30 protein-coding genes are annotated in these 25,127 nt (G+C 64.3%); 19 read left to right on the forward strand and 11 right to left on the reverse strand.

From position 1 onward, the window contains the following. Positions 1-52 precede the first annotated feature (52 nt). The gene (locus QM712_RS00510; RefSeq protein ID WP_415021056.1) at positions 53-352 is read left to right on the forward strand and encodes a copper-binding protein; all 300 of its coding nucleotides are present in this window, start codon (positions 53-55) and stop codon (positions 350-352) included. A gap of 61 nt (positions 353-413) precedes the next feature. On the opposite strand, the gene QM712_RS00515 is transcribed toward QM712_RS00510, so the two are convergent. After that, on the reverse strand, positions 414-974 hold the full coding sequence (locus QM712_RS00515; RefSeq protein ID WP_415021057.1) for a PQQ-dependent catabolism-associated CXXCW motif protein: 561 nt from the start codon (positions 972-974) through the stop codon (positions 414-416). Further along, the gene (locus QM712_RS00520) at positions 971-1,855 is read right to left on the reverse strand and encodes a substrate-binding domain-containing protein (RefSeq protein ID WP_415021058.1); all 885 of its coding nucleotides are present in this window, start codon (positions 1,853-1,855) and stop codon (positions 971-973) included. Before QM712_RS00520 ends, QM712_RS00515 begins: the two co-directional genes overlap by 4 nt. A gap of 128 nt (positions 1,856-1,983) precedes the next feature. Here QM712_RS00520 and QM712_RS00525 point away from each other — a divergent pair, with 128 nt between their 5' ends. Next, a complete protein-coding gene (locus QM712_RS00525) occupies positions 1,984-2,910 on the forward strand; it encodes a quinoprotein relay system zinc metallohydrolase 2 (RefSeq protein WP_415021059.1) in 927 nt (308 codons plus the stop codon). Positions 2,911-2,965: 55 nt separating this feature from the next. Next, the gene (locus QM712_RS00530; RefSeq protein WP_415021346.1) at positions 2,966-3,784 is read left to right on the forward strand and encodes a quinoprotein dehydrogenase-associated SoxYZ-like carrier; all 819 of its coding nucleotides are present in this window, start codon (positions 2,966-2,968) and stop codon (positions 3,782-3,784) included. 118 nt (positions 3,785-3,902) lie between these two features. On the opposite strand, the gene QM712_RS00535 is transcribed toward QM712_RS00530, so the two are convergent. Next, positions 3,903-4,262 carry a hypothetical protein gene (locus QM712_RS00535; protein ID WP_415021060.1) on the reverse strand — a complete coding sequence of 120 codons (360 nt, stop codon included), beginning with the start codon at positions 4,260-4,262 and terminating at the stop codon, positions 3,903-3,905. Positions 4,263-4,347: 85 nt separating this feature from the next. Between QM712_RS00535 and QM712_RS00540 the strand changes: the two genes are divergently transcribed. Genes QM712_RS00540 through QM712_RS00555 form a run of 4 tightly spaced genes read left to right on the forward strand, consistent with a single transcriptional unit; the run spans position 4,348 to position 7,152 of the window. Next, complete coding sequence (locus QM712_RS00540; RefSeq protein ID WP_415021061.1) at positions 4,348-5,328, forward strand: ABC transporter substrate-binding protein; 981 nt, start codon at positions 4,348-4,350, stop codon at positions 5,326-5,328. A gap of 1 nt (position 5,329) precedes the next feature. Beyond that, entirely contained in the window at positions 5,330-6,055 is a 726-nt protein-coding gene (locus QM712_RS00545; RefSeq protein ID WP_415021062.1) for an ABC transporter permease, read from the forward strand. Then, positions 6,045-6,755: an ABC transporter ATP-binding protein gene (locus QM712_RS00550; RefSeq protein WP_415021063.1), complete on the forward strand. Its 711-nt coding sequence runs from the start codon at positions 6,045-6,047 to the stop codon at positions 6,753-6,755. Before QM712_RS00545 ends, QM712_RS00550 begins: the two co-directional genes overlap by 11 nt. 43 nt (positions 6,756-6,798) lie before the next feature. Further along, positions 6,799-7,152, forward strand: a complete 354-nt coding sequence (locus tag QM712_RS00555) for a hypothetical protein (RefSeq protein WP_415021064.1) — start codon at positions 6,799-6,801, stop codon at positions 7,150-7,152. Between the two features lie 54 nt (positions 7,153-7,206). Here the strand turns inward: QM712_RS00555 and QM712_RS00560 are convergent, their stop codons facing one another. The 4 genes from QM712_RS00560 to QM712_RS00575 form a co-directional block, all read right to left on the reverse strand. Further along, entirely contained in the window at positions 7,207-7,416 is a 210-nt protein-coding gene (locus QM712_RS00560; RefSeq protein ID WP_415021065.1) for a hypothetical protein, read from the reverse strand. Positions 7,417-7,520: 104 nt separating this feature from the next. Continuing rightward, positions 7,521-8,390 carry a hypothetical protein gene (locus tag QM712_RS00565; protein ID WP_415021066.1) on the reverse strand — a complete coding sequence of 290 codons (870 nt, stop codon included), beginning with the start codon at positions 8,388-8,390 and terminating at the stop codon, positions 7,521-7,523. 221 nt (positions 8,391-8,611) lie between these two features. Then, on the reverse strand, positions 8,612-8,692 hold the full coding sequence (gene pqqA / locus QM712_RS00570) for a pyrroloquinoline quinone precursor peptide PqqA (RefSeq protein WP_008562446.1): 81 nt from the start codon (positions 8,690-8,692) through the stop codon (positions 8,612-8,614). Between the two features lie 182 nt (positions 8,693-8,874). Beyond that, positions 8,875-9,267, reverse strand: a complete 393-nt coding sequence (locus QM712_RS00575) for an EF-hand domain-containing protein (protein ID WP_415021067.1) — start codon at positions 9,265-9,267, stop codon at positions 8,875-8,877. A 191-nt stretch (positions 9,268-9,458) separates the two neighbouring features. Between QM712_RS00575 and QM712_RS00580 the strand changes: the two genes are divergently transcribed. From QM712_RS00580 to QM712_RS00600, 5 genes are all read left to right on the forward strand, one after another. Continuing rightward, positions 9,459-9,710, forward strand: a complete 252-nt coding sequence (locus QM712_RS00580; RefSeq protein WP_415021068.1) for a hypothetical protein — start codon at positions 9,459-9,461, stop codon at positions 9,708-9,710. 218 nt (positions 9,711-9,928) lie between these two features. Continuing rightward, on the forward strand, positions 9,929-11,593 hold the full coding sequence (locus QM712_RS00585) for a methanol/ethanol family PQQ-dependent dehydrogenase (RefSeq protein WP_415021069.1): 1,665 nt from the start codon (positions 9,929-9,931) through the stop codon (positions 11,591-11,593). A gap of 13 nt (positions 11,594-11,606) precedes the next feature. Further along, positions 11,607-11,963, forward strand: coding sequence for a c-type cytochrome (locus QM712_RS00590; RefSeq protein ID WP_415021070.1), 357 nt, complete (start codon positions 11,607-11,609; stop codon positions 11,961-11,963). After that, positions 11,960-12,886 carry a substrate-binding periplasmic protein gene (locus QM712_RS00595; protein WP_415021071.1) on the forward strand — a complete coding sequence of 309 codons (927 nt, stop codon included), beginning with the start codon at positions 11,960-11,962 and terminating at the stop codon, positions 12,884-12,886. Before QM712_RS00590 ends, QM712_RS00595 begins: the two co-directional genes overlap by 4 nt. Before the next feature lie 293 nt (positions 12,887-13,179). Then, complete coding sequence (locus QM712_RS00600) at positions 13,180-13,605, forward strand: hypothetical protein (protein ID WP_415021072.1); 426 nt, start codon at positions 13,180-13,182, stop codon at positions 13,603-13,605. Between the two features lie 26 nt (positions 13,606-13,631). Here QM712_RS00600 and QM712_RS00605 read toward each other — a convergent pair whose 3' ends face one another. Next, a complete protein-coding gene (locus QM712_RS00605; RefSeq protein WP_415021073.1) occupies positions 13,632-14,597 on the reverse strand; it encodes a helix-turn-helix domain-containing protein in 966 nt (321 codons plus the stop codon). Positions 14,598-15,105: 508 nt separating this feature from the next. Between QM712_RS00605 and xoxF5 the strand changes: the two genes are divergently transcribed. The 7 genes from xoxF5 (at position 15,106) to QM712_RS00640 (ending at position 23,027) form a co-directional block, all read left to right on the forward strand. Further along, positions 15,106-16,908: a lanthanide-dependent methanol dehydrogenase XoxF5 gene (gene xoxF5 / locus QM712_RS00610; RefSeq protein WP_415021074.1), complete on the forward strand. Its 1,803-nt coding sequence runs from the start codon at positions 15,106-15,108 to the stop codon at positions 16,906-16,908. A 112-nt stretch (positions 16,909-17,020) separates the two neighbouring features. Next, positions 17,021-17,509, forward strand: coding sequence for a c-type cytochrome, methanol metabolism-related (locus tag QM712_RS00615; protein ID WP_415021347.1), 489 nt, complete (start codon positions 17,021-17,023; stop codon positions 17,507-17,509). Positions 17,510-17,571: 62 nt separating this feature from the next. Next, on the forward strand, positions 17,572-18,681 hold the full coding sequence (locus tag QM712_RS00620) for an S-(hydroxymethyl)glutathione dehydrogenase/class III alcohol dehydrogenase (protein WP_415021075.1): 1,110 nt from the start codon (positions 17,572-17,574) through the stop codon (positions 18,679-18,681). A gap of 33 nt (positions 18,682-18,714) precedes the next feature. Beyond that, on the forward strand, positions 18,715-19,278 hold the full coding sequence (gfa, locus tag QM712_RS00625; protein WP_415021076.1) for an S-(hydroxymethyl)glutathione synthase: 564 nt from the start codon (positions 18,715-18,717) through the stop codon (positions 19,276-19,278). A gap of 669 nt (positions 19,279-19,947) precedes the next feature. Next, the gene (locus QM712_RS00630) at positions 19,948-20,400 is read left to right on the forward strand and encodes a (2Fe-2S)-binding protein (RefSeq protein WP_415021348.1); all 453 of its coding nucleotides are present in this window, start codon (positions 19,948-19,950) and stop codon (positions 20,398-20,400) included. A 1-nt stretch (position 20,401) separates the two neighbouring features. Then, complete coding sequence (locus tag QM712_RS00635) at positions 20,402-22,714, forward strand: molybdopterin cofactor-binding domain-containing protein (RefSeq protein WP_415021077.1); 2,313 nt, start codon at positions 20,402-20,404, stop codon at positions 22,712-22,714. A 55-nt stretch (positions 22,715-22,769) separates the two neighbouring features. Further along, entirely contained in the window at positions 22,770-23,027 is a 258-nt protein-coding gene (locus QM712_RS00640; protein WP_415021078.1) for a hypothetical protein, read from the forward strand. Positions 23,028-23,079: 52 nt separating this feature from the next. Here the strand turns inward: QM712_RS00640 and QM712_RS00645 are convergent, their stop codons facing one another. The 3 genes from QM712_RS00645 to QM712_RS00655 all read right to left on the reverse strand — a co-directional run bounded on the left by QM712_RS00645 (position 23,080) and on the right by QM712_RS00655 (position 24,958). After that, a complete protein-coding gene (locus QM712_RS00645) occupies positions 23,080-23,544 on the reverse strand; it encodes a group III truncated hemoglobin (RefSeq protein WP_415021079.1) in 465 nt (154 codons plus the stop codon). Between the two features lie 127 nt (positions 23,545-23,671). Continuing rightward, positions 23,672-24,523 (reverse strand): 3-hydroxybutyryl-CoA dehydrogenase, encoded by an 852-nt coding sequence (locus tag QM712_RS00650; RefSeq protein WP_415021080.1) that lies wholly within the window; start codon positions 24,521-24,523, stop codon positions 23,672-23,674. Between the two features lie 201 nt (positions 24,524-24,724). Beyond that, positions 24,725-24,958, reverse strand: coding sequence for a hypothetical protein (locus QM712_RS00655; protein WP_415021081.1), 234 nt, complete (start codon positions 24,956-24,958; stop codon positions 24,725-24,727). Positions 24,959-25,127 lie beyond the last annotated feature (169 nt).

The raw sequence follows: 25,127 nt of genomic DNA on the forward strand, positions 1-25,127 counted from the left end.
AAATCGATCCGCGATGTCTTGTCGACATGAACCCGAGACGTGGGAGGCTACGATGGGAACAGGACGATTCATCCTCGCGGGCGCTGCCGCCCTCGGCGTGCTCGCATCCAGCGCATTCGCCGCTGACGATATGACAGGCATGGTGACGCGGATCGATCGGCTCAACAACACGATCTCGATCCAGCAAATGCAGAAGGGAACGGTCGGCAACGCAGGCGGCGCCGGAGCGCTCCAGGAGTACAAGACGAAGGACGCCGCGATGCTCGACGCCGTCCATGCCGGCGACAGGGTGACCTACTCCGCGACCGACACCGATGGCACAGGCACGCTGACCAAGCTGGAAAAGCAGTAGTCGAGGCTTTCCAGGCTCGCCTTGCGCGGAGCGTCGTGAGCGCGAATAAGTTTCCGGCGCTTCACTCCTGCGCGGGACGCGTCTCCGGCTGTGCTTCGTCCGTGGGAAGCTTCTCGTGCTCCCAGCCGTCAGTGCCTTCGGGATACCAAGCCACGTTCGCGTAGCCCTCGGCCAGCGCACGCTTCGCCGCGTTCCACGACATCCAGCAATCGGCCAGGCAATAAATCACCAGCAGCGCAGCCTTGTCGCCGTGAGATGCGCGCATGAGGCCGCGACGGAAATAGTCATCCATGGCCGGCGGCAGCACACCGTAGCCGGTATCCGGCAGCCAGATGCTGCCGGGAATGTTCCGGCGCGGCATGTCGCGCCAGACTGTCCCTTCCGGAAGATTCTTCGGCTTCGGCGGGCGCGGCAGCACGTCGACGAAGACCCCGCTCTTCTCACGCCAGATTGCTTCCGCCTCGGCCGTCGTGAGCACGCGTGCGCCTTTCAGCGTCGCGGGCACCGGCGCACGATAATTGTCGGTTCGAAAGCCTTCGGGCTCGAACGGCTCCTGTTGCTGCGCCGACGCCGGAGCCGCCAGCATCACGGCGACGAGCGCAACGGCAACGCGCCACCTCATGGCGCCTTCTTGGCCGTCTCCGCGCCGAGCGGCCGGTCGTTCTCGTCGAGCAGGGGCACGCCGAAATCGAACAGGATCTTGTTGATCTCGCCCTGGTTCTCCTGGATCAGCTTGTTGAGCTGACGCTTCCAGTTCTGGTCGGCGGGACGAACGCCCATTCCGATGCGATAGACCAGCTTCGGCCCCGTCGTCTCCCTGACGAGCGGCGTGACGTGCAGCGAGGCTCCGGCTTTCTTCGCGTAGAACCCGGCCATCGGCCCCCACAACACGCCGGCGTCGATCTTGCCGGCGGCGAGATCGCCCACCATCGCCTGCGCGGAATTGTCGAACCGGGTGTCGATCATCAACGGATAGGGCTTGGCATCACCCATCAGGCCGGCCACGGCCATGTTGGTTGCCGGCGGCGTGCCGGCGACGACGCCGACATGTTTGCCTTTGAGCCGCGCATCCTCGAGCGTATCGACATCCTCGAGCCCGCCGCCGGCTTTCGCAATCAACGCGTAAGTCGTGCGGTAATAGGGATTGGTGCCCTGCACGAGGTCATCGCCTTGCGGAAACCCCATGATGACGTCGCAGCGGTGCGCGCCGAGCGTCATGCGCACGAAGCCCGTGGCTTGGGGAAAGTACACGTAGTCGAGCTTCTTCTGGAGCTTCTCCGCGAACAACTCGGCCAGCTTGTTCTCGAATCCCTCTCCTTTTTCGTTCGAGAACGGCAGGTTGCGCGGATCGGCGCAGACGCGCAGGACCTTCGGATCGACCAGCTCGAAGGAGAGATCGCCGCTCTCGCTCGTCTGCGCCGTGGCGAAGTCGCCAAGCGCGCCAGAGGCAACCACCAGGAACGGCAACCACCACCAGCGACGATGTCGTCCGGCCTCCGTCATCGCGCTTCCTCCTGGTTTTGTCCAAATGCTATTCATGCAACGCTCGTCGCGCCATGTTTCGCCGAACTTCGCATCGGCACGTCTTGTTGCAGTGCAATAGCGCGTTGTTGAGGAACTGAGGCGGGAAGATGGCTCATATCGCTTCAATGATCGCGGTCGTTGCCCTGTTGGGAGCATCGACGCTAGCACGCGCTGAACCGGCTGAATTGCCTGTGAGCGAAGTCGCGCCAGGAATATTCGTGCATGCTGGACGCATTGCCCTGATGACGCGCGACAACGAGGGCGACATCGCCAATGTCGGCTTCATCATCGGCACAGACGCGGTCGCCGTGATCGATACCGGCGGCAGCGTGCGGGAGGGCGAGGCACTGCTGGCGGCCATACGCGCCCGCACCACGAAGCCGATCCGCTACGTCATCAACACGCACGCCCATCCGGATCATGTCTTCGGCAACGCGGCCTTCGTCGCCGAAGGGACGCGCTTCGTCGGGCACAGCAGGCTCCCGCAGGCGATGGCGACACGCGGGCCGTATTATCTCGACAGCTTCCGACGCATCATGGGCGGGGACTTGATCGATCCAGTCAGGCTCGTGCCGCCCGCAATACTCGTCGCAGACACCCTGACGCTCGATCTCGGATCGCGCCGCCTCACCTTGCGAGCCTGGCCGCCTGCACATAGCGACAATGACCTGACCGTGTTCGACGAGACGACGAAGACCCTGTTCGCGGGCGACCTGGTCTTTCTCCGCCACATTCCGGTGGTCGACGGAAGCATCCGCGGCTGGCTCGACCTGCTCGGGGAACTCGAAGCCATTCCGGCGCAGCGGGTCGTGCCCGGTCACGGCCCCGTGAGCCAATGGCCTGCAGCGCTCGCCGACGAGCGGCGTTATCTGTCGACACTCCTGACCGATGTCCGAGCCTCGAACAAGAAAGGCGAGCCGATTCAGATCGCCGCTGGGAAGGCGGCCGCATCGGAACGCCCGCATTGGGATCTGTTCGACGACTACAATGCCCGTAACGCAACCGCAGCATTCTCCGAAATTGAATGGGAGTAGCGGGCGCGCTAGGCTCGTTCAGGGATCAGTCATGCTGTCCCTGAGGATCATGGCCATGATCGGATACACGCTCCGCTTCACCTTGATGACCGCGCTGCTCGGCATCGCCATCGTTGCACCCGCGCGTGCGGAAGAAGCATATGATCCCTGGCCGGGGCTGGTGCAGGACATCTTCAGCAATCGTCCGATGAACGACGGCACAGACGTGATCGGCATCGAGATGCCGTATCGTGCCGAGGACGCGGCCATCGTGCCCGTGACCCTGCGCAGTAAGCTGTCAGCCGGTGACAGCCGCCGCATCCGCTCGATCACACTCGTGATCGACCGCAATCCGGCACCGATGGCGGCGAAGTTCGAACTCGGCACGGACGCCAATGTCACGGAAATCTCGACGCGCGTGCGCGTCAACAACTACACCGACGTCCATGCGGTCGCCGAACTCAGCGACGGCCAGCTCTATGTCGCGAAGACCTATGTGAAGGCGTCCGGCGGCTGCTCGGCGCCGGCGGTGAAGAATCCCGAGGAAGCCAGGAACCGGCTCGGCCAGATGCGTTACCGGCAGTTCGCGCGCGAGGACACGCCTGCAAGCCGCACCCGCGAGGCCCAGATCATGATCGGCCACCCCAACAATTCCGGCCTGCAGATGGATCAGGTGACGCACTTCTACATTCCCGCCTTCTTCGTCAACCAGTTGAGACTGACGCAGGACGACAGCCTGGTGCTGGCGATGGAGGGCGGCATCTCGATCTCCGAAGATCCCAATCTGCGCTTCACCTACGTTTCCAACGGCGCCAAGCACTTTCGCGCGGAAGCCAAGGATACGGACGGACATGTGTTCCGCAACGCGTGGGACGTGGAGAAGTCAGGGACGTGAGTATCGCGGTTGTGACACCGGGCTCGCCTCGGCCATCCACGATCTTCACGCTTGACGTCGGAACGTGGATGCCCGGGACGAGCCCGGGCATGACGAGAGACTTTGCACGCATCTGCCGTCAGAAACACCTCACCTCGGCCTCGGCCTGCGCGCGGCGCAGATCGTTCACGGCGGAATTGGCCTGCTCCGATGTCCGAAACTGGACGCCGAGATTGCCGCGCACCTGGGACATGCTGAGCGCCGTCTCCGCGGTGACGTAGCGTTCATAGGGCACGATCGAGGCGACCACATCGATCGAGCAGGAGCATTGCTCGATCGCCTGCCGCGTCTCGCCATTCGCCTTCATGCAGCCATAGACATATTCCGCACGCGCGGACGTCGGGTAATCGTTGGCCTCTTCGGCTCGCGCCGCGTACACCGCCGCAGCCAGCGCCGCCAACGCGACGACGATCGGCCGTAGCTGTCCGGCAAAGCTCATGCGCGTCCTCCCGTGGTTGCGACGAAAGCTATGCTATGCGTATTGTCGTGAAAAGCACTCCCTTCGAGAAACGGCTCACAAGGTGATGACGGGATCTGGTCGAACATTCGCGCTCGCGGTGGCACTGTTGCTGACACTGGCCGCCCCCGGGCGCGCCGCGGACACCATCCGCCTTGCGGTGCAGAAAACCGGAACATTCTCCTGGGAACTTGCGACGATCCGCGCCGAAGGTCTGGACAAGGAGGCGAACCTCTCGCTCGAGGTGACCGAGCTCGCAAGTCCCGAGGCCGGCAAGATCGCGCTCCGCGCCGGGAATGCCGACATCATGTTGTCGGATTGGTTGTGGGTGTCGCGCGAGCGCGCACTCGGCGCCAGGCTGACGTTCTATCCCTATTCCAGCGCGCTGGGTGCGGTGATGGTGCCGGCATCTTCGCCGATCAAGACGCTGGCCGACCTCAGGGGCCGCAAACTCGCCGTCGGCGGCGGACCGATCGACAAGAGCTGGCTGCTGCTGCAGGCGCGGATGAAGCAGGACGGCATCGACCTGAAGTCGGAAGCCACCATCGTCTATGGTGCCCCGCCCCTGATCGCCGCCAAGGCGATCGACGGCGAAATGGATGCGAGCCTGAACTTCTGGAATTTCTGCGCACAGCTCGAAGCCAGAGGCTTTCGGCGCCTCGCCGGCATCGAGGACATCCTGCCGAAGCTCGGCGTCAAGGGGCCGGTCTCTGCCGTCGGCTATGTCTTCGACGACAACTGGGCGGCAAGCCATCGCGACGCGGTCGCGCGTTTCATTGCAATGACGCGCAAGGCCAAGCAGTTGCTGGTGACCTCCGATGCCGCCTGGGACAGGGTCGCGCCACTGACAGGAGCGACCGACGCGGCGATGCTCAAGACCTATCGCGACCGCTACCGCGACGGCATACCGCGCCGTAGCATCGATGACGAGGAAGCCGACGCGCGCGTGCTCTACCGCGTGCTGGCCGGCATCGGCGGCCCCGATCTGGTCGGACCGGCGCCCGAACTCGATGCCGGCACGTTCTATCATGCGGTCCCCGGAGACTGAGGTGCTGCGTCTTCTCTCGTTTGTCCTGTTCGTTGCGATCTGGTGGATTGCCGCGCTGCTGGTCGGCGGTGCAAAGCTGCCCTCTCCGCCCGCCGTGCTCAACGTGATCGCCGCGGAGGCAGCGAGCGGCGCGCTGTTCCTGCATCTCGGTGCCACCCTCGCCCGTGTCGCCCTCGCCTTCGTGCTGGCAATGTCGCTCGGCAGCGCCATCGGCTACCTGATGGGGCGTGTGCGGCTCGGCGATCCCTGGCTGATCCTGCTGCTGAACCTGCCGGCGCTGGTCGTGATCGTGCTCGCCTATATCTGGGCCGGGCTCACGGAGGCCGCCGCGATCGCGGCGATCGCCATCAACAAGCTGCCGACCGCCGTCGTCACCTTGCGCGAGGGCACCCGTGCGCTCGACCGCTCGCTCGACGAGATGGCGACAGTGTTCGCGATGCCGCGCTGGCGCGCGTTCCGGCATGTCGTGCTGCCGCAACTCGCACCCTATGTCGCCGCGGCCGCGCGCTCCGGACTGTCACTGGTGTGGAAGATCGTGCTGGTCGCCGAGCTCCTGGGGCGGCCGAACGGCGTCGGCTTCGAGATCGGCGTCGCCTTCCAGCTCTTCGACACGCCGCGGCTGCTCGCCTATTCACTGACTTTTGCCGCCGTCGTTCTCGTGATCGAGACCGCGCTGGTGCAGCCGTTCGAAGCCCGCGCAACGAGGTGGCGCCCCCGTGCGGCTTGAGGTCGACATCTCCGGCAAGACCTTCAGCAATGCCGCGGGCGGATCGCACGAGGTGCTGGCGCCGATCCGGTTCGCGCTGCGTTCGGGCGAAGTCGGCGTGCTGATCGGGCCGTCCGGTTGCGGGAAGAGCACGCTGCTGCGTGTCATCCTCGGGCTCGACCGCGATTTCGCGGGACACATCGCGCGTCCGCCGGAGGCGCGGATCGGGATGGTGTTCCAGGAGCCGCGGCTGCTGCCGTGGCGTTCGGTCGAACAGAACGTTCGGCTCGCGGCGCCCGATGTCAGCAACGCCAGGCTCTCGGAGCTTTTCGGCATCCTCAAACTGGAGGCCCACCGCAACCACTTTCCCGGCGAATTATCGCTGGGGCTCGCACGCCGCGTCGCGCTCGCCCGCGCCTTTGCGGTCGAGCCCGATCTCCTCGTGCTCGACGAGCCCCTCGCCTCGCTCGACGACGCGCTCGCGAGCCGCTTGCGCGACGAGATCGCAGCGCTGGTGGCGAGCCGCCCCGTGATGACGCTGCTCGTCACCCACAGCCTGGACGACGCTATCCGTCTCGGCGATCGCCTGTTCCTGCTGTCGCCGCGGCCGGCCCATATCGTTCAGGAGGTGCCGATCGAGGTCCCGCGCGCGCATCGCGACAATGCCGAACTCGTCAGGATCAGGGCCGAGCTCGCGGCATTGCGGCTTGAAGCGAATTGAAAATTCGTGGTCAACTGCATCAAGCGTTTCGAGGGAGGTCACCATGCGGCATACGCTGATTGCGATCGGCATCCTGTTGACGGCGATGCCGGCTACGGCGCTCGCGCAGGCCAAGGGCAAGGGCATCCGGCTCTGGAACCTGACGTCGGAGACGATCTCCGGCTTTCAGCTCTCGCCCGCCGGCAAGACGGAATGGGGACCGAACCAGACCCTGAACGACAAGGACAAGGAGGTCGACCACGACGAGCGGCTGCGCATCACCGGTGTCGAGCCCGGCCTCTACGACGCCAGGGTCAGCTATCCCAACGCGCGGCAATGCGTGGTGCGCGACATCGAGATCAAGGCCGACGCGGTGTTCTCGATCGCGGACAAGGACCTGAAGGACTGCACGAAGTAGCGCCGGCGGGTCGCAATCGTGGCCGCGCTCCCGCGATCAGGGTTTCCTGAGACACTACGCCTTGTCGTTCGGGTGCGGATATTCGCAGCGCCACCGCACCGCGTGCCACTTCGGATGCTCGCCGACCCATTGCGCGATATAGGGCGGCGCCGCCATGGCGCATTGCGTCAGCGAGCCTGCATAGTTGAACACGAGATGCTGCTCTTCGCAGGTCGCCGGCGAGAGCACCGTGCACACGGTCACCACAAGGTCGATCGGGTTCATGCCGCAATCCTCTCGCGCGCGACGAAGGTTAGCATAAAGGGCTACGTTCCAAGGAGCCGGAAGTTTCAATCCAGCGTGAGCAGGAGCGCAACGCACCTGCTTGCCTAGAAGTTGATGCCGAACACCAGGCGCGCCTGGTGGCGCTCGAAATTGACGAGATCGAGATTGGCGACGGACCCGGCCGGACGCCCCCAGGCCTGCATGCTCCAGCTCAAGGTCAGGCGCGAACGTTCCGAGATCTGGACATAGGCGGTGGGGCCGACATACAGGGCCTGCCCCGAGAACTCGCCGAGCCCGATGCCCTCATATTGCCGAAAGTAGCGCAGCTCGCCGCCGAGCAGAACGTTGGGGCGCACGCGAACCATGCCGGCGAAGGCCGCGCCGATGGTCGAGCTCTTCTCCGACAGTCCCGTCACCTCGAAGCGCGACCATTCCGGCTGATAGATCAGGTTGAGCGCGCCGACGGCGAAGTTCGGAACCAGTTCGCGATCGAAGGCGAGCGTGAAATCGGTGCCGTACATCCGTCCCTTCGCGCCGCTGATCTCGTCGATGCGATCGCCGTGGGTTTCGGCGGCGATGGTCATGCCGAACGGCGCGGTCTCTCGGTCGAGCAGGCGATAGCGCAGGTCGAGCGAAGCCCCCTGGAAGTTGACCTGGCGACGGTCGTCGATGCCGGGTACGCCGGTGACGTCGTGCAGCATGGCGGTGCCGCCGACCTCGATGCGAAAATTCGGCAGCGGCACGACCTCGATCTCAACCTCCTGGCCGACGGCGCGATAGGAGCCGCCGCCCTTGCCGAACCGCCCGGTCGTCTGGCTCTGGAATTCGCGCTCGCCGGGATTGCCGACATCGCTGCCGATCAGGAAGCCGAAGATGTGCTCGGTGTCGAAACCTTCCTCCGCTCCGGCGCAAACGGGCGCGAGCGCGACGCCGCACACCACCGCCGTCCACAATCCGCAGGATCCGAAGCGCATCCCGTATCCCGAAGGCGCGCGCCGCATCGAGACGACGGCAGCGCTGAGAAGCATCAGCGTAACACAGGGTGACGATGCACGGTCGAGATTCTGGACCGGAAGATGAAGTGCGCGTTGCATCGACGACAAGGCTTCAGCCGCAACGGCAGGCGCAACGCGCACTCCAACACTGCCACGGCGCCGACGGCATGGACCATCGAAGCCGCGGCAGGTCGTCAGTCTTACTTGCGCGAAGCGCAGGCGTACATGTTGATTTCCATGCCGACCGGCACTTCCACGATCTTCGGAGCTTTCCAAGCCATACGGGGTCTCCCAAGGAGTGAGCGCGACATCGCGCGGGCCGAAAGCTAGGGCTGCGTCAGCCGCGGCGCAAGTCTCGAATCGATCGCCGAATACGACGTCCCGGCGTTTCGCGCGCACAGGAGTTCGCTCTCGGGCAAATCGACTTCGCTCTCAGTCAATCCGCGATGCGCGAGGGCAAATCCTAATGCAGCAGCCGCAACAGCGCGCGCCCGGCACGTGACTTCAGCTCCTTCGCATCCAGCGTTCCGTCACCGTCGGGATCCGCGGCCTTGAAGCGCTGCTCGACCACCGAGAGATATTCGTCGAGGGTGAGCGTTCCATCATGATCGGGATCGGCGGCCGCGAGCTCCTTCGCCGTCAACCGTCCGCGCAATTCGCGCACATCGAGCGTGCCGTCGTGATCGGGATCGAGCTTGGCGAACTGTGCGGCCGCGGCCTTCTTCACCTCTGCGAGATCGAGCGTGCCGTCATTGTCCGTGTCGAACATCTTGATGGCGCTGCCCGATGCCGACCACGCGGGACCGGAAAGCAACGCAGCCGTCAATGCAAGTGCAACAGAGCGACGCGATATCATCAGAACCTCCCTGGCGACGATCCCGGCTCAACGGGGATCGAGACAACATAAGTCCGCAAGCCGGTTCGGGTTCAAGCCCGGAATCGATCCAGCGTCGTGCCCGCGCATCAATCCGGACGGATTTCGGGTGGACCGCCGGCCCGTGCCGTCGTGTTATTGCCGACCTTGCCTGTTGCATCAGGAGGCTGTTCATGACCCGTCCGATCGCAACCCTGCTGTGCTGCGCCGTGGCGCTGTGCCTCGCATTGCTCGCCGCTGCTGAGGATGCAGCGGCGCCGATGCGTGCGCCGCCGCCACCTGCAAAGAACACCATGCTGACGGGAAAGGAGCGGCTCGGTCCGAAATGGACCGACGAGCAGCGCATCGACAATTGCCGCGTCCCCGTCGACAAGCGCGGAACCCGACCCCGCCCCACACTTTGCCAGGATGACCTGACCAACTAGGCGCGCAGACCAATCTTCACGCCTTCCGGCGCGCCTTGGAAATTGGTGCAGCGCATTCGCGCAAGACGGGTAAAATTCTACGATACCTACCGGCCGAGCTTGGCATCTGGCGTCCAACATATCGGCAGCGCGCCTTCGACTTTCGTATTGACGGTTTTTCCTTTCGGGCAGAGTGTTGCCGATGCAGCGTCAAAAGGCGCGCATATTGGGAGGAACGGATGAAACGCTTTGCGATGGCCGCGAGCCTCGTTGTATCCGCATGCTCGGTTGCGAGCGCACAAACGACCGAACAACTGGTCAAAGGTGCAACCGATACGTCGAACGTTCTGAACTACGGGATGGGCTACAATCTCCAGCGCTTCTCGTCCCTGAACCAGATCAACAAGGACACGGTCAAGAATCTCGTCCCGGTCTGGAACTACAGCTTCAACGATGATCGCAGCGAGGAATCGCAGCCGCTGGTCTACCAGGGCGTGATCTACGTGACCTCGCATAACGCGACCATGGCGGTCGACGCCAAGACCGGCAAGCAGATCTGGAAATCCAAGGTCGAATATCCCGCGGAGACGCCGCGCATCGTCTGTTGCGGTATCATCAACCGCGGCGCCGCGCTCTACGACGGCAAGGTGTTCCGCACCACACTCGACGCCAACGTGATCGCGCTCGACGCCAAGGACGGCAAGGAGCTGTGGCGGCAGAAAGCCGCCGACATCAAGGAAGGCTATTCGATGACCGTTGCCCCGCTGGTCGCCGACGGCGTGGTCATCACCGGCATCTCCGGCGCCGAGTTCGGCACCCGCGGATTCATCGACGGCTGGGATCCGGCAACGGGCAAGCATCTGTGGCGCACCCATTCGGTCCCCTCGCCGGACGAGCCCGGCGGCGACACCTGGAAGGGCGACACCTGGAAGCTCGGCGGCGGCTCGACCTGGATCACGGGCTCCTACGATCCAGAGCTGAACACGGTCTATTGGGGCATCGGCAATCCCGGCCCGTTCAACGCGGCCGTCCGCCCCGGCGACAACCTCTACACCTGCTCCGTGCTGGCGATGGATCCCAAGACCGGCAAGATCAAGTGGCACTACCAGTTCTCGCCGAACAATCCGTTCGACTACGACAGCGTGGCCGAGATGGTCCTCGCCGACATGAACGTCGAGGGCAAACCGACCAAGGTGCTGATGGACGCCAACCGCAACGGCTTCTTCTACGTTCTCGATCGCACCAACGGAAAGGTGCTCGCGGCCAATCCCTACGTGAAGGTCAACTGGGCGACCGGCGTCGACCTGAAGACGGGACGGCCGATCGAGACCGACGTCGTGAAGGATGCGCGCGACGGCAAGAAGGTCACGGTCTATCCGTCGATCCTCGGCGGCAAGAACTGGGAGCCGATGTCGTTCAATCCGCAGACCGGCCTTGCCTATGCCAACACGCTCGCCTTCGGCGGCAGGTACAAGACCGAGCCCGTCACCTTCAAGCAGGGCGAATGGTATCTCGGCATGGACCTCACCGATCCCTGGGAATGGGGTGACGGCCCGCGCGGCCACCTCAAGGCCATCGACCCGATGACCGGCAAGGCGAAATGGGAGGCGGCGGTCGACATTCCGCGCTTCTCCGGCGTGCTGTCGACCGCGGGCGGCGTCGTGTTCACGGGTGCGCTGACCGGTGAGTTCGAGGCCTTCGACGCCGACAGCGGCAACAAGCTCTGGCAGTTCCAGACCGGCTCCGGCATCGAGGGACAACCGGTGACATGGCAGCAGGACGGCGTGCAATACGTCGCCGTCACCTCCGGCTATGGCGGCGTCTACTCGCTGTTCTCCGGCGACGAACGGCTGGCGAAGGTGCCGCCCGGCGGCTCGCTGTGGGTCTTTGCGGTCAAGCAATAGCCACAGGCAAGACGTGCGGAGACATGCATCCCACAAGACGGCGGCGATCCTCGCCGCCGTCGCGGCGCTCACGGTCGCGCTTGCGGCGACCGCTCGTGCCGCGGATGAAGCGAATGGCAATCCCGTGCAGGCGCAGATCGACCACGGCAAGTCGACCTACGCGGAAAAATGCTCGCACTGCCATGGCCCCAACCTGATGAACTCCGGCACCATCACGCCGGACCTGCGCGCCTTTCCCGACGACAAGATGCGCTTCGTCACCACCGTGAAGAACGGCAAGAACAACCGGATGCCGCCGTGGGGCGACATTCTCAGCGACGATGAGATCACGGATCTCTGGGCCTTCATCTCGAGCCGGAGGAAGCCATGAACACCTGGCTCGCCACATGGAGCGTCGCTGCGATCATGGCCACGGCGGCTTCGGCCGCTTCCGCAGCCGATCCCCTGAAGATCTGCCTCGACGAGGATCGGCCGCCGCTGTCGGCGCACCACCGCGGCCAGCCGGACACGGGCTTCGACGTGCTGCTGGCCCAGGCGGTCGCGGACCGGATCGGACGGCCGCTGAAGATCCAATGGTTCGAGAGCAAGCTGGACGAGGATTCGAGCCCGCAGCTCGAAGCCAATGCGCTGCTCTCCGACGGGCGCTGCTCGCTGGTCGGCGGTTACGCACTGACGACGGATACCCTGGCCGCTCCCGGCATGAAGACCGCCCGGCTTCCCGATTTCGCCGGCGCGACACGTGACGACAGGCGCCGCCGCGTCGCACTCGGCGTGCTCGCACCGAGCAAACCCTACGTCTTTTCACCGATGACGGTCGTGCTCGGGCCGAAGGCCCGCGAGCGCAGAATCAGCGATATCGGCGATCTCTCCGGCCTTCGACTCGCAATCGAGAGCGGATCCCTCGGCGATGCCGTCCTCATGACCTTCGACAAGGGGCGGCTCATCGACGACATCACGCATCTCGTTCCCGGCCGTGACAACCTGCTCGGCGCGCTCGATCGCGGCGACTTCGACGCGACGCTGATCGATCTCGCCCGCTTCGATGCCCATCGCGCCGCGCATCCGGACACCGCGATCACAGCCTCGGGCTATTACTACCCGGTCGGCGCCAATCGCGGCTATGTCGGGCTGGCCGGTGACACGGCCCTGATCGGCGCCGTGAACAAGGCGCTGGGCGATCTCGCCACGGACGGCAAGATCGCCGAGTTCGGCAAACAGGCCGGCCTCACCTACCTGCCGCCGCGCGAGCCCGCGGTCCTCGGCGATGTCTGGATGAGGATCATCCAGCGATGATCCGGCCGGTTACTGCGGGGCACCCGCGGACGGGCCGGACTCTGATCCGCCGCAGCACATGCAATTGCTTGTCGGCCATGCTTCGCCTCGTCGCCGTGGCCCCGCCCCGCGATCTCCCGGCGCTGCCCGCATTCGACCAAAGCCCGGGTCGCAGCCGGATAGGCCTTCCGCTAGCCTGATGACCCGCCGGAAGCCCCGAGACCTCAAGCAATCCAAAAATCCGGAAGGGCTGAAGGTTCGCAGGACTTGAAAGCCCAAACGGCCTGGGAGTTCGCACGAGAGAGGCCAATCGCATGACCCCGAATGCGGCCGCCATCGCAGCCATGATCATCCTGCTCCTTCCCATGGGTTATTTCACCCTGGCATCACCGGCCTTCCTCATGGTGAAGCTCGACATCCAGCCTGTCGCCGTGCTGCTGCGTGGAATGTTCAACGTCCACTTCCGCTCGATGAGCGTTGCCGGCATCATCGGCGCGATAGCCCTCGTCATCGCCGGGCGACCATTCGTCGCCGCAGCCATCGCGCTGTTGGCGGTCGTTGCGATCCGTGGGCGTCCCTGGTTCATGCAGCGGATGGACGATCAGCTCCGCGCCCGCGACGCGGGCGATGCAGATGCAGCGCGCCAGCTGCGCCGGCTGCACGTGAACGGGATGCTGTGCAACGCGGTCCTGCTCGTCGCTCTCATGGCGATCATTCCCTACGTCGCCGCGCCGACGTAAGCGGATTGCGTCTCTCCGATCGCCTATTAATCGTCCGCGCCCGAGACGCCCTGCTGCGCCTTGTGGATCGAAGACGGCACCACACCGAAATATTTCCGGAACACGCGACTGAAGTGCGATGAGCTGGAGAAGCCCCAGGAGAATGCGACGTCGGTGATGGTCTTCCCGGCGTGGGCTTCGAGCTCCTGGCGGCAGTTCTGCAAACGCGCCTGCCAGATGTAGTCGCTCACGGTGGTGCCGCGCTCGGAAAACAGCATGTGCAGGTAGCGCTTGGAGCAGCCGAGCTCGGCCGAGATCTGATCGATACACAGATCCGGGTCGCGCAGATGCTCGCGGATGAAGAACTGCGCACGCACATACATCGCCTCCGGTCCGACGCGATCGAACATCGTGTCGGCCTCGCGCAGCGGCAGCAGCAGCAGGTCGATCAGCGAGTCGGCGACGCCGACCGCACTGTTCGCCGACAGCTTTGCGGCTTCGTCGAAGGTCGCGTGGACGAAATCATGCGCGATGCGTCCGGTGCCGGTTTTCGCCGACAGCTTGCAGGCCGGCATGCGCTGCGACGGGAATCCGCGATCGCGGAGCAGTGCCTTTGGCACGATCACCACGTCATGACGTGTGAAGGCCGGGCTGACGATCGAATGCGGACATGAGACGTCATAGGCGATGATGTCGCCGGGGTTGATCTCGATGTGGCGGCCCTCCTGCTCGAAGTAGGAGATGCCGTAGGTCTGGAAATGAATCTTGATGAAGGGATGTTCGTTGGCCTTGGCGCGCGCCAGCGTGTGCGCAATGCGATGTTGGCTTACCTCGATCTGACAGAGCTTCAGCCGCGACACCGTCGTGTAATCGATGCGGCCCTCCAGCGAGGATGCTTCCAGCGGATCGACATCGAAATGACCGCACAGACTCGTCAGCCCGTCGACCCAGCTCTGGATCTGCTTCTTCGGCGTCAGTCCGGTGGTCGAGAGCGTGTGAATTGTGTCGGACATTAATCCAGCCACTGGTTTCATCCGGATCCGGCGCGAATCGCAACCGGCGCTGCCGGAGCCCTCAGCCGTGATTGAGCGACGTTTACCTCAAATCCCGGCGGTCTTTCGGAACGAGCGCCTCCGTTCCATTGCCACCTTTGGAAATTAATCCTCCGCCTTAGTTGCAGCGTCGTCAAGGGGAACCTGAACGTTGAGCGCCGCACTGCACCGCGTGGAAGCCGCTGAATTCGCTACCGCAAAATCAAAAACTTGGCGTCCGTGCGCTATCGAGCAAACCGGCTTCCCTCTTGGGCAAGTTTCCCGATGACGAAGCCGTTAGGAATTGCGGCAGGAACAACAGGAAGATGGGCCGTTCCTGCACGCGGACCTGTGGCTCTCACCGGAGGAGGAAACAGCACAGCATCGTTTCTGGTCCCAATCGTGACCGCCCTGCACGACCGGGCACTGAAAGCCCGGCGCAACAAGCAATGTTTCGGAAACAATAAACGAGACCAACGGAGGAATGATTATGCGCAAGGTGCTACTGGCGACCTATCTTGGCTCCGCGGCGGCTCTCGCCGTCGGCAGCGCCTCAGCCAATGACGAGCTGATCAAGATGTCGCAAAATCCCAAGGACTGGGTGATGCCGGCGGGTGACTATGCCAACACCCGCTATTCCAAACTCAATCAGATCACGGCACAGAACGTCGGCAAGCTCCAGGTCGCCTGGACTTTCTCGACCGGCGTGCTGCGCGGCCACGAAGGCGGCCCGCTGATCATCGGCAACATGATGTACGTCCACACGCCGTTCCCGAACAAGGTCTATGCTCTTGACCTTTCCAACGAGAACAAGATCGTCTGGAGCTACGAGCCCAAGCAGGATCCGAACGTCATCCCGGTCATGTGCTGCGACACCGTCAATCGCGGCCTCGCCTATTCCGACGGCAAGGTCTTCCTGCATCAGGCCGATGACATGCTCGTCGCGTTGGATGCCAAGACCGGCAAGCAGGCGTGGGCGGTGAAGAACGGCGACCCGACCAAGGGACAGACCGGCACATCGGCTCCGCTCGTCGTGAAGGACAAGGTGCTCGTCGGCACCTCCGGCGGCGAATTCGGCGTTCAGTGCAGCATGACCGCTTACGACGTCAAGGACGGCAAGCAGGTGTGGAAGGCCTATTCGGAAGGGCCGGACGACCAGATCCTGTTCGACGACAAGACCACGGCACTCGGCAAACCGGTCGGCAAGGACTCCAGCATCAAGACCTGGCAAGGCGACCAATGGAAGATCGGCGGCGGCTGCACGTGGGGATGGCTCGCCTACGACCCGACCCTCGACCTCGTCTACTACGGTTCGGGCAATCCCTCGACCTGGAACCCGAAGCAGCGGCCGGGCGACAACAAGTGGTCGATGACCATCTTCGCGCGCAATCCCGACAACGGCACGGCGAAGTGGGTCTACCAGATGACGCCCCATGACGAATGGGACTATGACGGCGTCAACGAGATGATCCTCACCGACCAGCAGGTGAACGGCCAGGCCCGCAAGCTCCTGACCCATTTCGACCGTAACGGCCTCGCCTACACGATGGACCGTGCGACCGGCGAGTTGCTGGTAGCGGAAAAGTACGATCCGAAGGTGAACTGGACCTCCGGCGTCGACATGGACAAGAACTCGGCGACTTATGGCCGCCCGAAGGTGCTCGACACCGCGTCCACCGACAAGGCGGGCGAGGACCACAACGTCAAGGGCATCTGCCCGGCCGCGCTCGGCACCAAGGACGAGCAGCCGGCAGCCTACTCGCCCGACACGCAGTTGTTCTACGTTCCGACCAACCACGTCTGCATGGACTACGAGCCGTTCAAGGTGAGCTACACCGCGGGCCAGCCCTATGTGGGCGCGACGCTCTCGATGTATCCGCCGCAGGGCGATAGCCATATGGGCAACTTCATCGCCTGGGACGGCAAGACCGGCAAGATCGTCTGGTCGAACAAGGAGCAGTTCTCGGTCTGGTCGGGCGCGCTCGCGACGGCCGGCGGCGTGGTGTTCTACGGCACGCTCGAAGGCTACCTGAAGGCCGTCGACGCCAAGACCGGCAAGGAGCTCTACAAGTTCAAGACTCCGTCCGGCATCATCGGCAACGTCACGACCTACGAGAATGGCGGCAAGCAATACATTGCCGTGCTCTCCGGCGTGGGCGGCTGGGCCGGCATCGGCCTGGCGGCAGGTTTGACCGATCCGACCGCCGGTCTCGGCGCAGTCGGCGGGTATGCGGCGCTCAGCAACTACACGGCGCTCGGCGGCACGCTGACCGTGTTCCAGTTGCCCAACTAGGCGCAGACCAGCATCGTCCCGGCGCGTGGATCCGATCCACGCGCCGGCTCGTCTCCACCCGCGCGCTGTCGAGGAAAATCACTTGCGTAAAATTGGCTCTGTCATTGCTGCGATGATCTTCGTCGCGTCCGGAGGAATTGCTTTCGCGGACGGCCCGGGTGATCCGGCCGCCGTCAAACAGAACGAGATGGGAGAGTGGCTCGATAAGGACGGAAACCCGACCTACAAGATCAGCGACGGCACCGTCGACTGGTATACCTATTCCGGATACCGCCGCTACCACTCCGAATGCCATGTCTGCCACGGCCCCGACGGCATGGGATCGACCTACGCTCCGGCCCTGAAGGATTCGCTGAAGACGATGAGCTATGCCGACTTTCTCGGCGTCGTCGCCTCGGGTCGCAAGAATGTCACGTCGTCGCAGGAGAATGTGATGCCCGCCTTCGGCGATAATCCCAACGTTGCCTGCTACATGGACGATCTCTACGTCTATCTGCGCGCCCGCTCCACGGATGCCTGGGGACGCGCGCGCCCGCCCAAGCACGAGGACAAAACCGACGCCTATACCAAGAACGAAGACTCGTGCATGGGCAAGAAGTGAACGTTTGGAGCCCAGCCGAGACCTAGTTCTGGGCGTCCTTTCGAGAATTTGAGGAGTTTACGATGAAAACACGTGCCGCCGTCGCTTTCGAGGCGAAAAAGCCACTCGAGATCGTCGAAGTCGACCTGGAGGGACCGAAGGCCGGCGAAGTCCTGGTCGAGATCAAGGCAACGGGCATCTGCCATACCGACGCCTATACGCTCGACGGCTTCGACAGCGAGGGAATTTTCCCGTCGATCCTGGGGCATGAGGGTGCCGGCATCATCCGCGAGGTCGGTGCGGGCGTGACCTCGGTGAAGCCGGGCGACCATGTCATCCCGCTCTACACACCGGAATGCCGGCAATGCAAAAGCTGCCTGAGCCAGAAGACCAATCTCTGCACCGCGATCCGCGCCACCCAGGGCAAGGGCGTGATGCCCGACGGCACCAGCCGCTTCTCCTACAAGGGCAAACCGATCTACCACTACATGGGCTGCTCGACCTTCTCGAACTTCACCGTGCTGCCTGAGATCGCGGTGGCGAAGATCCGCGAGGACGCGCCGTTCGACAAGAGCTGCTACATCGGTTGCGGCGTCACCACCGGCGTCGGCGCCGTCGTCAACACCGCCAAGGTCGAGCCAGGCTCCAACGTGGTCGTGTTCGGCCTCGGCGGCATCGGCCTCAACGTGATCCAGGGCGCCAAGATGGCCGGCGCCGACAAGATCATCGGCGTCGACATCAACGACTCCAAGGAAGATTGGGGCAAGCGATTCGGCATGACCCACTTCGTCAATCCGAAGAAGGTCACCGGCGACATCGTCCAGCACCTCGTCGGCCTCACCGACGGCGGCGCCGACTATACCTTCGACTGCACCGGCAACACCACGGTGATGCGCCAGGCGCTGGAAGCCTGCCATCGCGGCTGGGGCACCTCCATCATCATCGGCGTTGCCGAGGCCGGCAAGGAGATCGCCACCCGCCCGTTCCAGCTCGTCACGGGGCGCAACTGGCGCGGCACGGCCTTCGGCGGCGCGCGCGGCCGCACCGACGTGCCGAAGATCGTCGACTGGTACATGAACGGAAAGATCCAGATCGACCCGATGATCACCCACGTGCTCAAGCTCGAAGAGATCAACAAGGGCTTCGAGCTGATGCACGAGGGCAAATCGATCCGTTCAGTCGTCGTGTTCTAGCTCGGAAGCGTCACACCCAAGGAGGATCGTCTCATGACTGTTGCACTCCACCCCTCGATCGACAACGGCATCAAACAGGGCAGCGGCCACTTCGCCGGCGGCACGCTGGTCTGCAAATGCAAGGACCATCAGGTCAAGGTCGGCGTCAAGGGCGACGTCGCGCACAATCACGCATGCGGTTGCACCAAGTGCTGGAAGCCGCAGGGCGCGATATTCTCGGTCGTCGCGGTGGTGCCGCGCCAGAACGTGACCGTGCTCGAGAACGGTGACAAGCTTCATGTCGTCGATCCCTCCGCGGTGATCCAGCGCCATGCCTGCAAGGCCTGCGGCACCCACATGTACGGCCGGATCGAGAACAAGGGCCATCCGTTCTACGGTCTCGACTTCATCCATCCCGAACTGTTCCAGGAGCAGGGTTCGCAGGCGCCGCAATTCGCCGCTTTCGTCTCCTCCGTGATCGAATCGGGCGTGAAGCCGGAACAGATGGCCGGCGTCCGGTCCCGGCTCAAGGAGCTCGGGCTCGAGCCCTATGACTGCCTGTCGCCGGCACTGATGGACGCGATCGCGACCCATGTGGCGAAAGCCAAGGCCGCGTAGCAAGGTCGCCCAGACAAGGCAGCCCGCCCTTCGTCTTGTCCCGCCCGCTCGCCGGTCCCAACCACCACCGGCGAGCCGGACGGGCGCGGACGGGGATGTTCGCAACGGTGTTCCCTCGCGTTGGTCCTGCGCGAGAGCCGTCGGCTCCCTCAGTCCTGGACTCTGAATGACTGCGCAGCGGCGTTCGCTTCCTCCCTGAAGTCCGCGCGCCCTGCCTCTCTCCCTCCCTCGACTGAGGCTTCCTGCTTCGTCCGCACAGCGATCCTGGCGGACGAAGCCTTTTTTTGCCTTTCTCCGCGGCCGCCCTCGCCGCGTGCAACGCGCGCGGCGTGATGCCGCGCCCTGCTTTTGACAAATCGCGGATGCAATCTGTTCACGTCGAGAACACCGGCCTGTGAACGTTGGCGCGATCCGCCCTCTGCTAGGATCGCGCCGTCACGATGCCGCGCAAAGTTCAATCAACACGCAATTCAATCAAGAACAACACTGGAGGTATCGAAGCACATCCGAACATTGCGATTCACATTCCTGCCCCCCGCCGGGATCTGCCCGTGCGCGGGACCACGGGCCGGAATGCGATGCGACGACGAACGGACGACGCATGACCATGACGCCGACGCAGGTCGGCGAATCTGAAACCGGCAAGCTTATGAAGAGCGAGGGATGATCATGATCAAGGTGAAGATCAACGGCCAGGAACAGAGCTGGGATGGCGACCCGGATCTTCCGCTACTCTGGTTCCTGCGCGACGAGGCCGGTCTGACCGGCACCAAGTTCGGCTGCGGACAAGCCCTGTGCGGCGCCTGCACGGTCATCGTCGACAAGGAAGCCGTGCGCTCCTGCATCACCTCGATCAGCGACGTCGCCGACCGCGAGGTCACGACGATCGAAGGGTTGCATCCGACCGGCGATCACGCCGTCCAGAAGGCCTGGCGCCAGGTCAACGTTCCCCAATGCGGTTTCTGCCAGGCCGGCCAGATCATGCAGGCCGCCGCGCTGCTGATGGAGAACCCCAAACCGTCACATGACCAGATCCGCGAGGCGATGTCCGGCAACATCTGCCGTTGCGGCTGCTATCAGCGCATCGAGAACGCCGTCCACCTCGCATCGACGGGAGTGTGACATGAATTTCATCGAGAACCCGACGAAGCTTCGCGGCTTCGAGAAGAACATCAAGGTGGAGAAGGTCTCCCGCCGCAGCCTCCTGAAGGGGCTCGGCATCACCGGCGGCTTCGTACTCGCCGCCCCCGTGATGTCGCGGCAGGCCTTTGCCTATGAGACCGGCGCGGGAAAGATGCCGCATGGTGTCGTGGTCGATCCGCGCGTTTTCGTGGCGGTCGCGCCCGACGGCATCGTCACCATCCTCGCGCACCGCTCGGAAATGGGCACCGGCGTACGCACCAGCCTGCCGCTGATCGTGGCCGAGGAGATGGAGGCGGACTGGTCGCGGGTCAAGGTGCAGCAGGCGCACGGCGACGAGGTCAAGTTCGGCAATCAGGACACCGACGGCTCGCGCAGCACCCGGCACTATCTGATCCCGATGCGGCAGATCGGTGCCTCCGCCCGCACCATGCTGGAGCAGGCCGCGGCGAAACGCTGGAGCGTGCCGGCGACGGAGGTCAGGGCCGTCAATCACGAGGTCGTCCACGGCGCCAGCGGACGCAAGCTCGGCTTCGGCGAACTTGCAGCCGACGCCGCCAAGGAATCGGTGCCGAGCATCGAAGGCCTCAAGCTGAAGGACCCCAAGGACTTCCGCTATCTCGGCAAGGGCCAGATCGGCATCGTCGATCTTCACGACATCACCACCGGCAAGGCCCGCTACGGCGCCGATGTGCGTCTGCCCGGGATGAAATACGCCGTGATCGCGCGCCCGCCGGTGACCGGCGGCAAGCTGGTCTCGTTCGATCCGGACGCGGCGCTGAAGGTCTCCGGCGTCGAGAAGGTGATGCAGGCGCGCGGCTGGCCGTGGCCGTCGAAATTCCAGCCGCTCGGCGGCGTCGCCGTGATCGCGCGCAACACCGGCGCCGCGATCAAGGGACGCGACGCGCTGAAGCTGGTGTGGGACGACGGGGCCAACGGCAAATACGACTCGGCCGACTATCGCAAGGAGCTCGAAGAGGCCTCACGCAAACCGGGCCTGGTCGTGCGCAGCGAGGGCGACGCGGACGCCGCGCTGAAGGGCGCCGACAAGGTCATCGTCGGCGAATATTACCTGCCCCATCTCGCCCATGTCAGCATGGAGCCGCCGGTTGCGGTCGCCGACGTCAAGGGCGGCAAGGCCGAGATCTGGGCGCCGGTGCAGAGTCCGGGCGGCACGCGCGAGGACGTCGCCAAGACGCTCGGCATTCCCGAGGACAATGTCACCGTCAACGTGACGCTGCTCGGCGGCGGCTTCGGCCGCAAGTCGAAATGCGACTTCGCGCTCGAGGCTGCGCTGCTGTCGAAGGAACTCGGCGCCCCCGTGAAGGTGCAATGGACGCGGGAAGACGACCTCCATCACGACTTCCTGCACACCGTCTCGGTCGAGCGGATCGAGGCCGGCCTCGACAAGGACGGCAAGGTGATCGCCTGGCGCCATCGCAGCGTGGCGCCGACCATCGCCTCGACCTTCGCCGCCGGCGCGAACCACGCGGCGCCTTTCGAGCTCGGCATGGGCCTCGTCGACATGCCGTTCGAGATCGCCAACGTCTCCTGCGAGAATCCGGAAGCGGCCGCGCATACCCGCATCGGCTGGTTCCGTTCCGTCTCGAACATCCCGCGCGCCTTCGCGGTGCAGTCGATGGTCGGCGAGATCGCCCATGCGACCGGCCGCGATCAGAAGGAGACGCTGCTCGCGCTGATCGGCACGCCCCGGATCGTCAAGCCGGCCGTGAAGGATCTGTGGAACTACGGCGAACCCCTCGACAGCTACCCGATCGACACCGCGCGCCTGCGCAAGGTGGTCGAGCTGGTCGCCGAGAAGGGTGAGTGGGGCCGCCAGGTGCCGAAGGGCCACGGCCTCGGCATTGCGGTGCACCGCAGCTTCGTCAGCTACATCGCGACCATCGTCGAGGTGGCCGTCGACGACAAGGGCAAGCTGACGGTGCCGCGGATCGACACCGCGATCGACTGCGGCACCTACGTCAACCCGGAGCGCATCGCCTCGCAGATCGAGGGCGCCGCAATCATGGGGTTGAGCCTGGCCAAATACGGCGAGGTCAGCTTCAAGGACGGCAAGGTGCAGCAGAAGAACTTCGACGACTTCCAGGTCGTCAGGATCGACGAGTCTCCCGCGGTGACAAACGTCTATATCGTTCCGCCCGGACCCGACACGCCGCCGAGCGGCGTCGGCGAGCCCGGCGTTCCGCCCTTCGCACCGGCCCTGATGAACGCGATCTTCGCGGCGACGGGCAAACGCATCCGCAGCCTGCCGCTCGGCAAGCAATTGGAGGCCTGAGCGGGAACACAAAGCGGCCTCGCACCGTTTGCATCGATCTGACAGGAGCAGATCGATGACCAACATCTCAAGGGCGCTCGCAGTCTCACTGTCGGGCGCCTTTCTTTTGACGAGCGGCGGCGCTTTCGCGCAGAGCAACACGACGCCGCCGACCACCGCCACGCGGCCCACCGCGCCGGACCAGAACTCGCTTCCCAACGCCGGTGCCCCGCCCGCCTCGACCACCCAGACCACCGGGCAGAGCAGCACGGATCCCAAGGTTCAGGAGATGAACCAGAAGGAAAAGGACAAGGTAGACAGGCAGGGCAAGTAGTCGCCCGGGCGCGGGATGCAGCTGCACGCCTCGCAGGCAGTCCCGCTGCTCGTCAGGGCCTCAGCACGTGACGCGGCGAAGCGATGCGGCCGTCAGCGGTCGCCGACGCCATTTCGAAACTGTCGGCAATGCGACGCGCCTTTTCAATGAAGAGCGCCGCCGCCGCGGGCGGACAGACCTCTCGCGCCGTCTGCTCGAACAGATCGAGCCAGCGATCGAAATGAACGCCGACAAGGCGCAGCGGCAGATGCGCCCGCATCGGAGCACCGTGATAGCGTCCGGTCATGAGTATGACCGACGACCAGAAATTCCTGAGCCTGGCGAGGTGTTCGTCCCAATCCTGCACGACCGCAAACACCGGACCCAGCAGACCGTCCTCGCGCACGCGCCCGTAGAAGCGGGTCACGAGTTCCCCGATCATCTCTTCAGTGATCCCGGTGCGCTCGATGGCGTCCTGAACCAGCAGGTTCCGCCGCTCGGCCGCAGCGTCCCGCTCCGCCTTCAATCGATCCGACATGTCTCGTTTGTCCGCTTGTTCCCGCAGTGGCCGACATTGTCGGGCCAATCGAGTGCGCCGTCATTGTCACAGCGCAAATTGCGGGAGCGGTGGGGGGGGCGCGCCCCCCCCCCCCCCGACGCCGTCATCAGGCGCTGTAGGTGTAGAAGCCCTGCCCGGTCTTGCGGCCGAGATGACCGGCGTCGACCATCTCCTTGAGCAAGGGAGCCGGACGGTATTTCGGATCGTTGAAGCCCTTGTAGAAGACCTCCATCACCGACAGCATGGTGTCGAGACCGACCAGATCGGCCAACGCCAGCGGCCCGATCGGATGGTTGCAACCGAGCTTCATGCCGGCATCGATCTCTTCCGCCGTCGCAATCCCTTCCTGAAGCGCGAAGATCGCCTCGTTGATCATCGGACACAGGATGCGGTTGACCGCGAAACCCGGGCTGTTCTTGGCGGTGATCGCTACCTTTCCGACGCGCTTGGCGAAATCGAGCGCCTTGGCATGGGTATCGTCGGAGGTCTGCAAACCGCGGATGAGTTCCAGCAGCGCCATCACGGGCACCGGGTTGAAGAAGTGCATGCCGATGAAGCGATCGGGCCGATCGGTTGCGGCGGCCAGTTTCGTGATCGAGATCGAGGACGTGTTGGTCGCGACCAGCGTACGCGGAGACAGCGTCGCGCAGAGGTCCTTCAGGATCTTGACCTTGAGGTCCTCGTTCTCGGTCGCCGCCTCGATCACGAGGTCGCAATCGGCGAGCTTCGCCCGGTCGGTCGTACCGGTGATGCGCTTGAGGGTTGCCTCGCGATCGGCCGCCGACAACTTCTCTTTCTTGACCAGGCGCTCGAGGCTGCCGCCGACGGTCGACAGTCCGCGGTTCACCGCCGCATCGGAAATGTCGACCATCACGACCGACAGACCGGCCGCAGCGCAGATCTGGGCGATACCGTTCCCCATGGTCCCTGCCCCGATGATGCCAACGGTTTGGATCATTGCTTCATATCCTTCTCATCCTGCGGGCTTGCCAGCACCGGCCCAGCCCGATTATCCCATATCAGGGTCTAACACCGCCACAGGGCGGGGGCGACCTGGGCCCTTCCTTAAAGCATCCTCTCGCGGAAAAAAGCCTGCTCTCGGCCAAAAACGTGCGGAATCAGCCCGTTTCGGCCAATTCCGCGCCCCTGCTGGGCCTGGCTAACGCGATCGCAGGCGCTCGATGATCGCCGAGACGTCGTCGAGCTGGGCCTTTGCCGTCGCAAGAAGATCGAGCAGATGCCGCGCCGATTGCTCCGATCCCTGCACGGTCGCCTGATCGATCACGGTGAGGCCTTCGGTGAGACGCGCAATCACCTCCGCGAGTTCGTCACGCCTGGACCAGAGGTCCGTGAGCGTCGCATCAAAACGCTCGTCCAGCCTAGTATCCTTCACAACGAACGGATCGGAACGATCCTGTCATCCGGAGGATCCGACATGCGCGTGCTTCGCGTTGCTGCCCGGACCATTCCAGACCCGGCGCTCAATAACTCCGCGGCGGTGCTTTGCCGCATTCGCGCCCCCGCGATCGCAGAGGTCAGGTCGCAAAGGCGCCGCGTCTATT

This window comes from Bradyrhizobium sp. (assembly GCF_047605465.1).
Classification (GTDB): Bacteria; Pseudomonadota; Alphaproteobacteria; order Rhizobiales; family Xanthobacteraceae; genus Bradyrhizobium.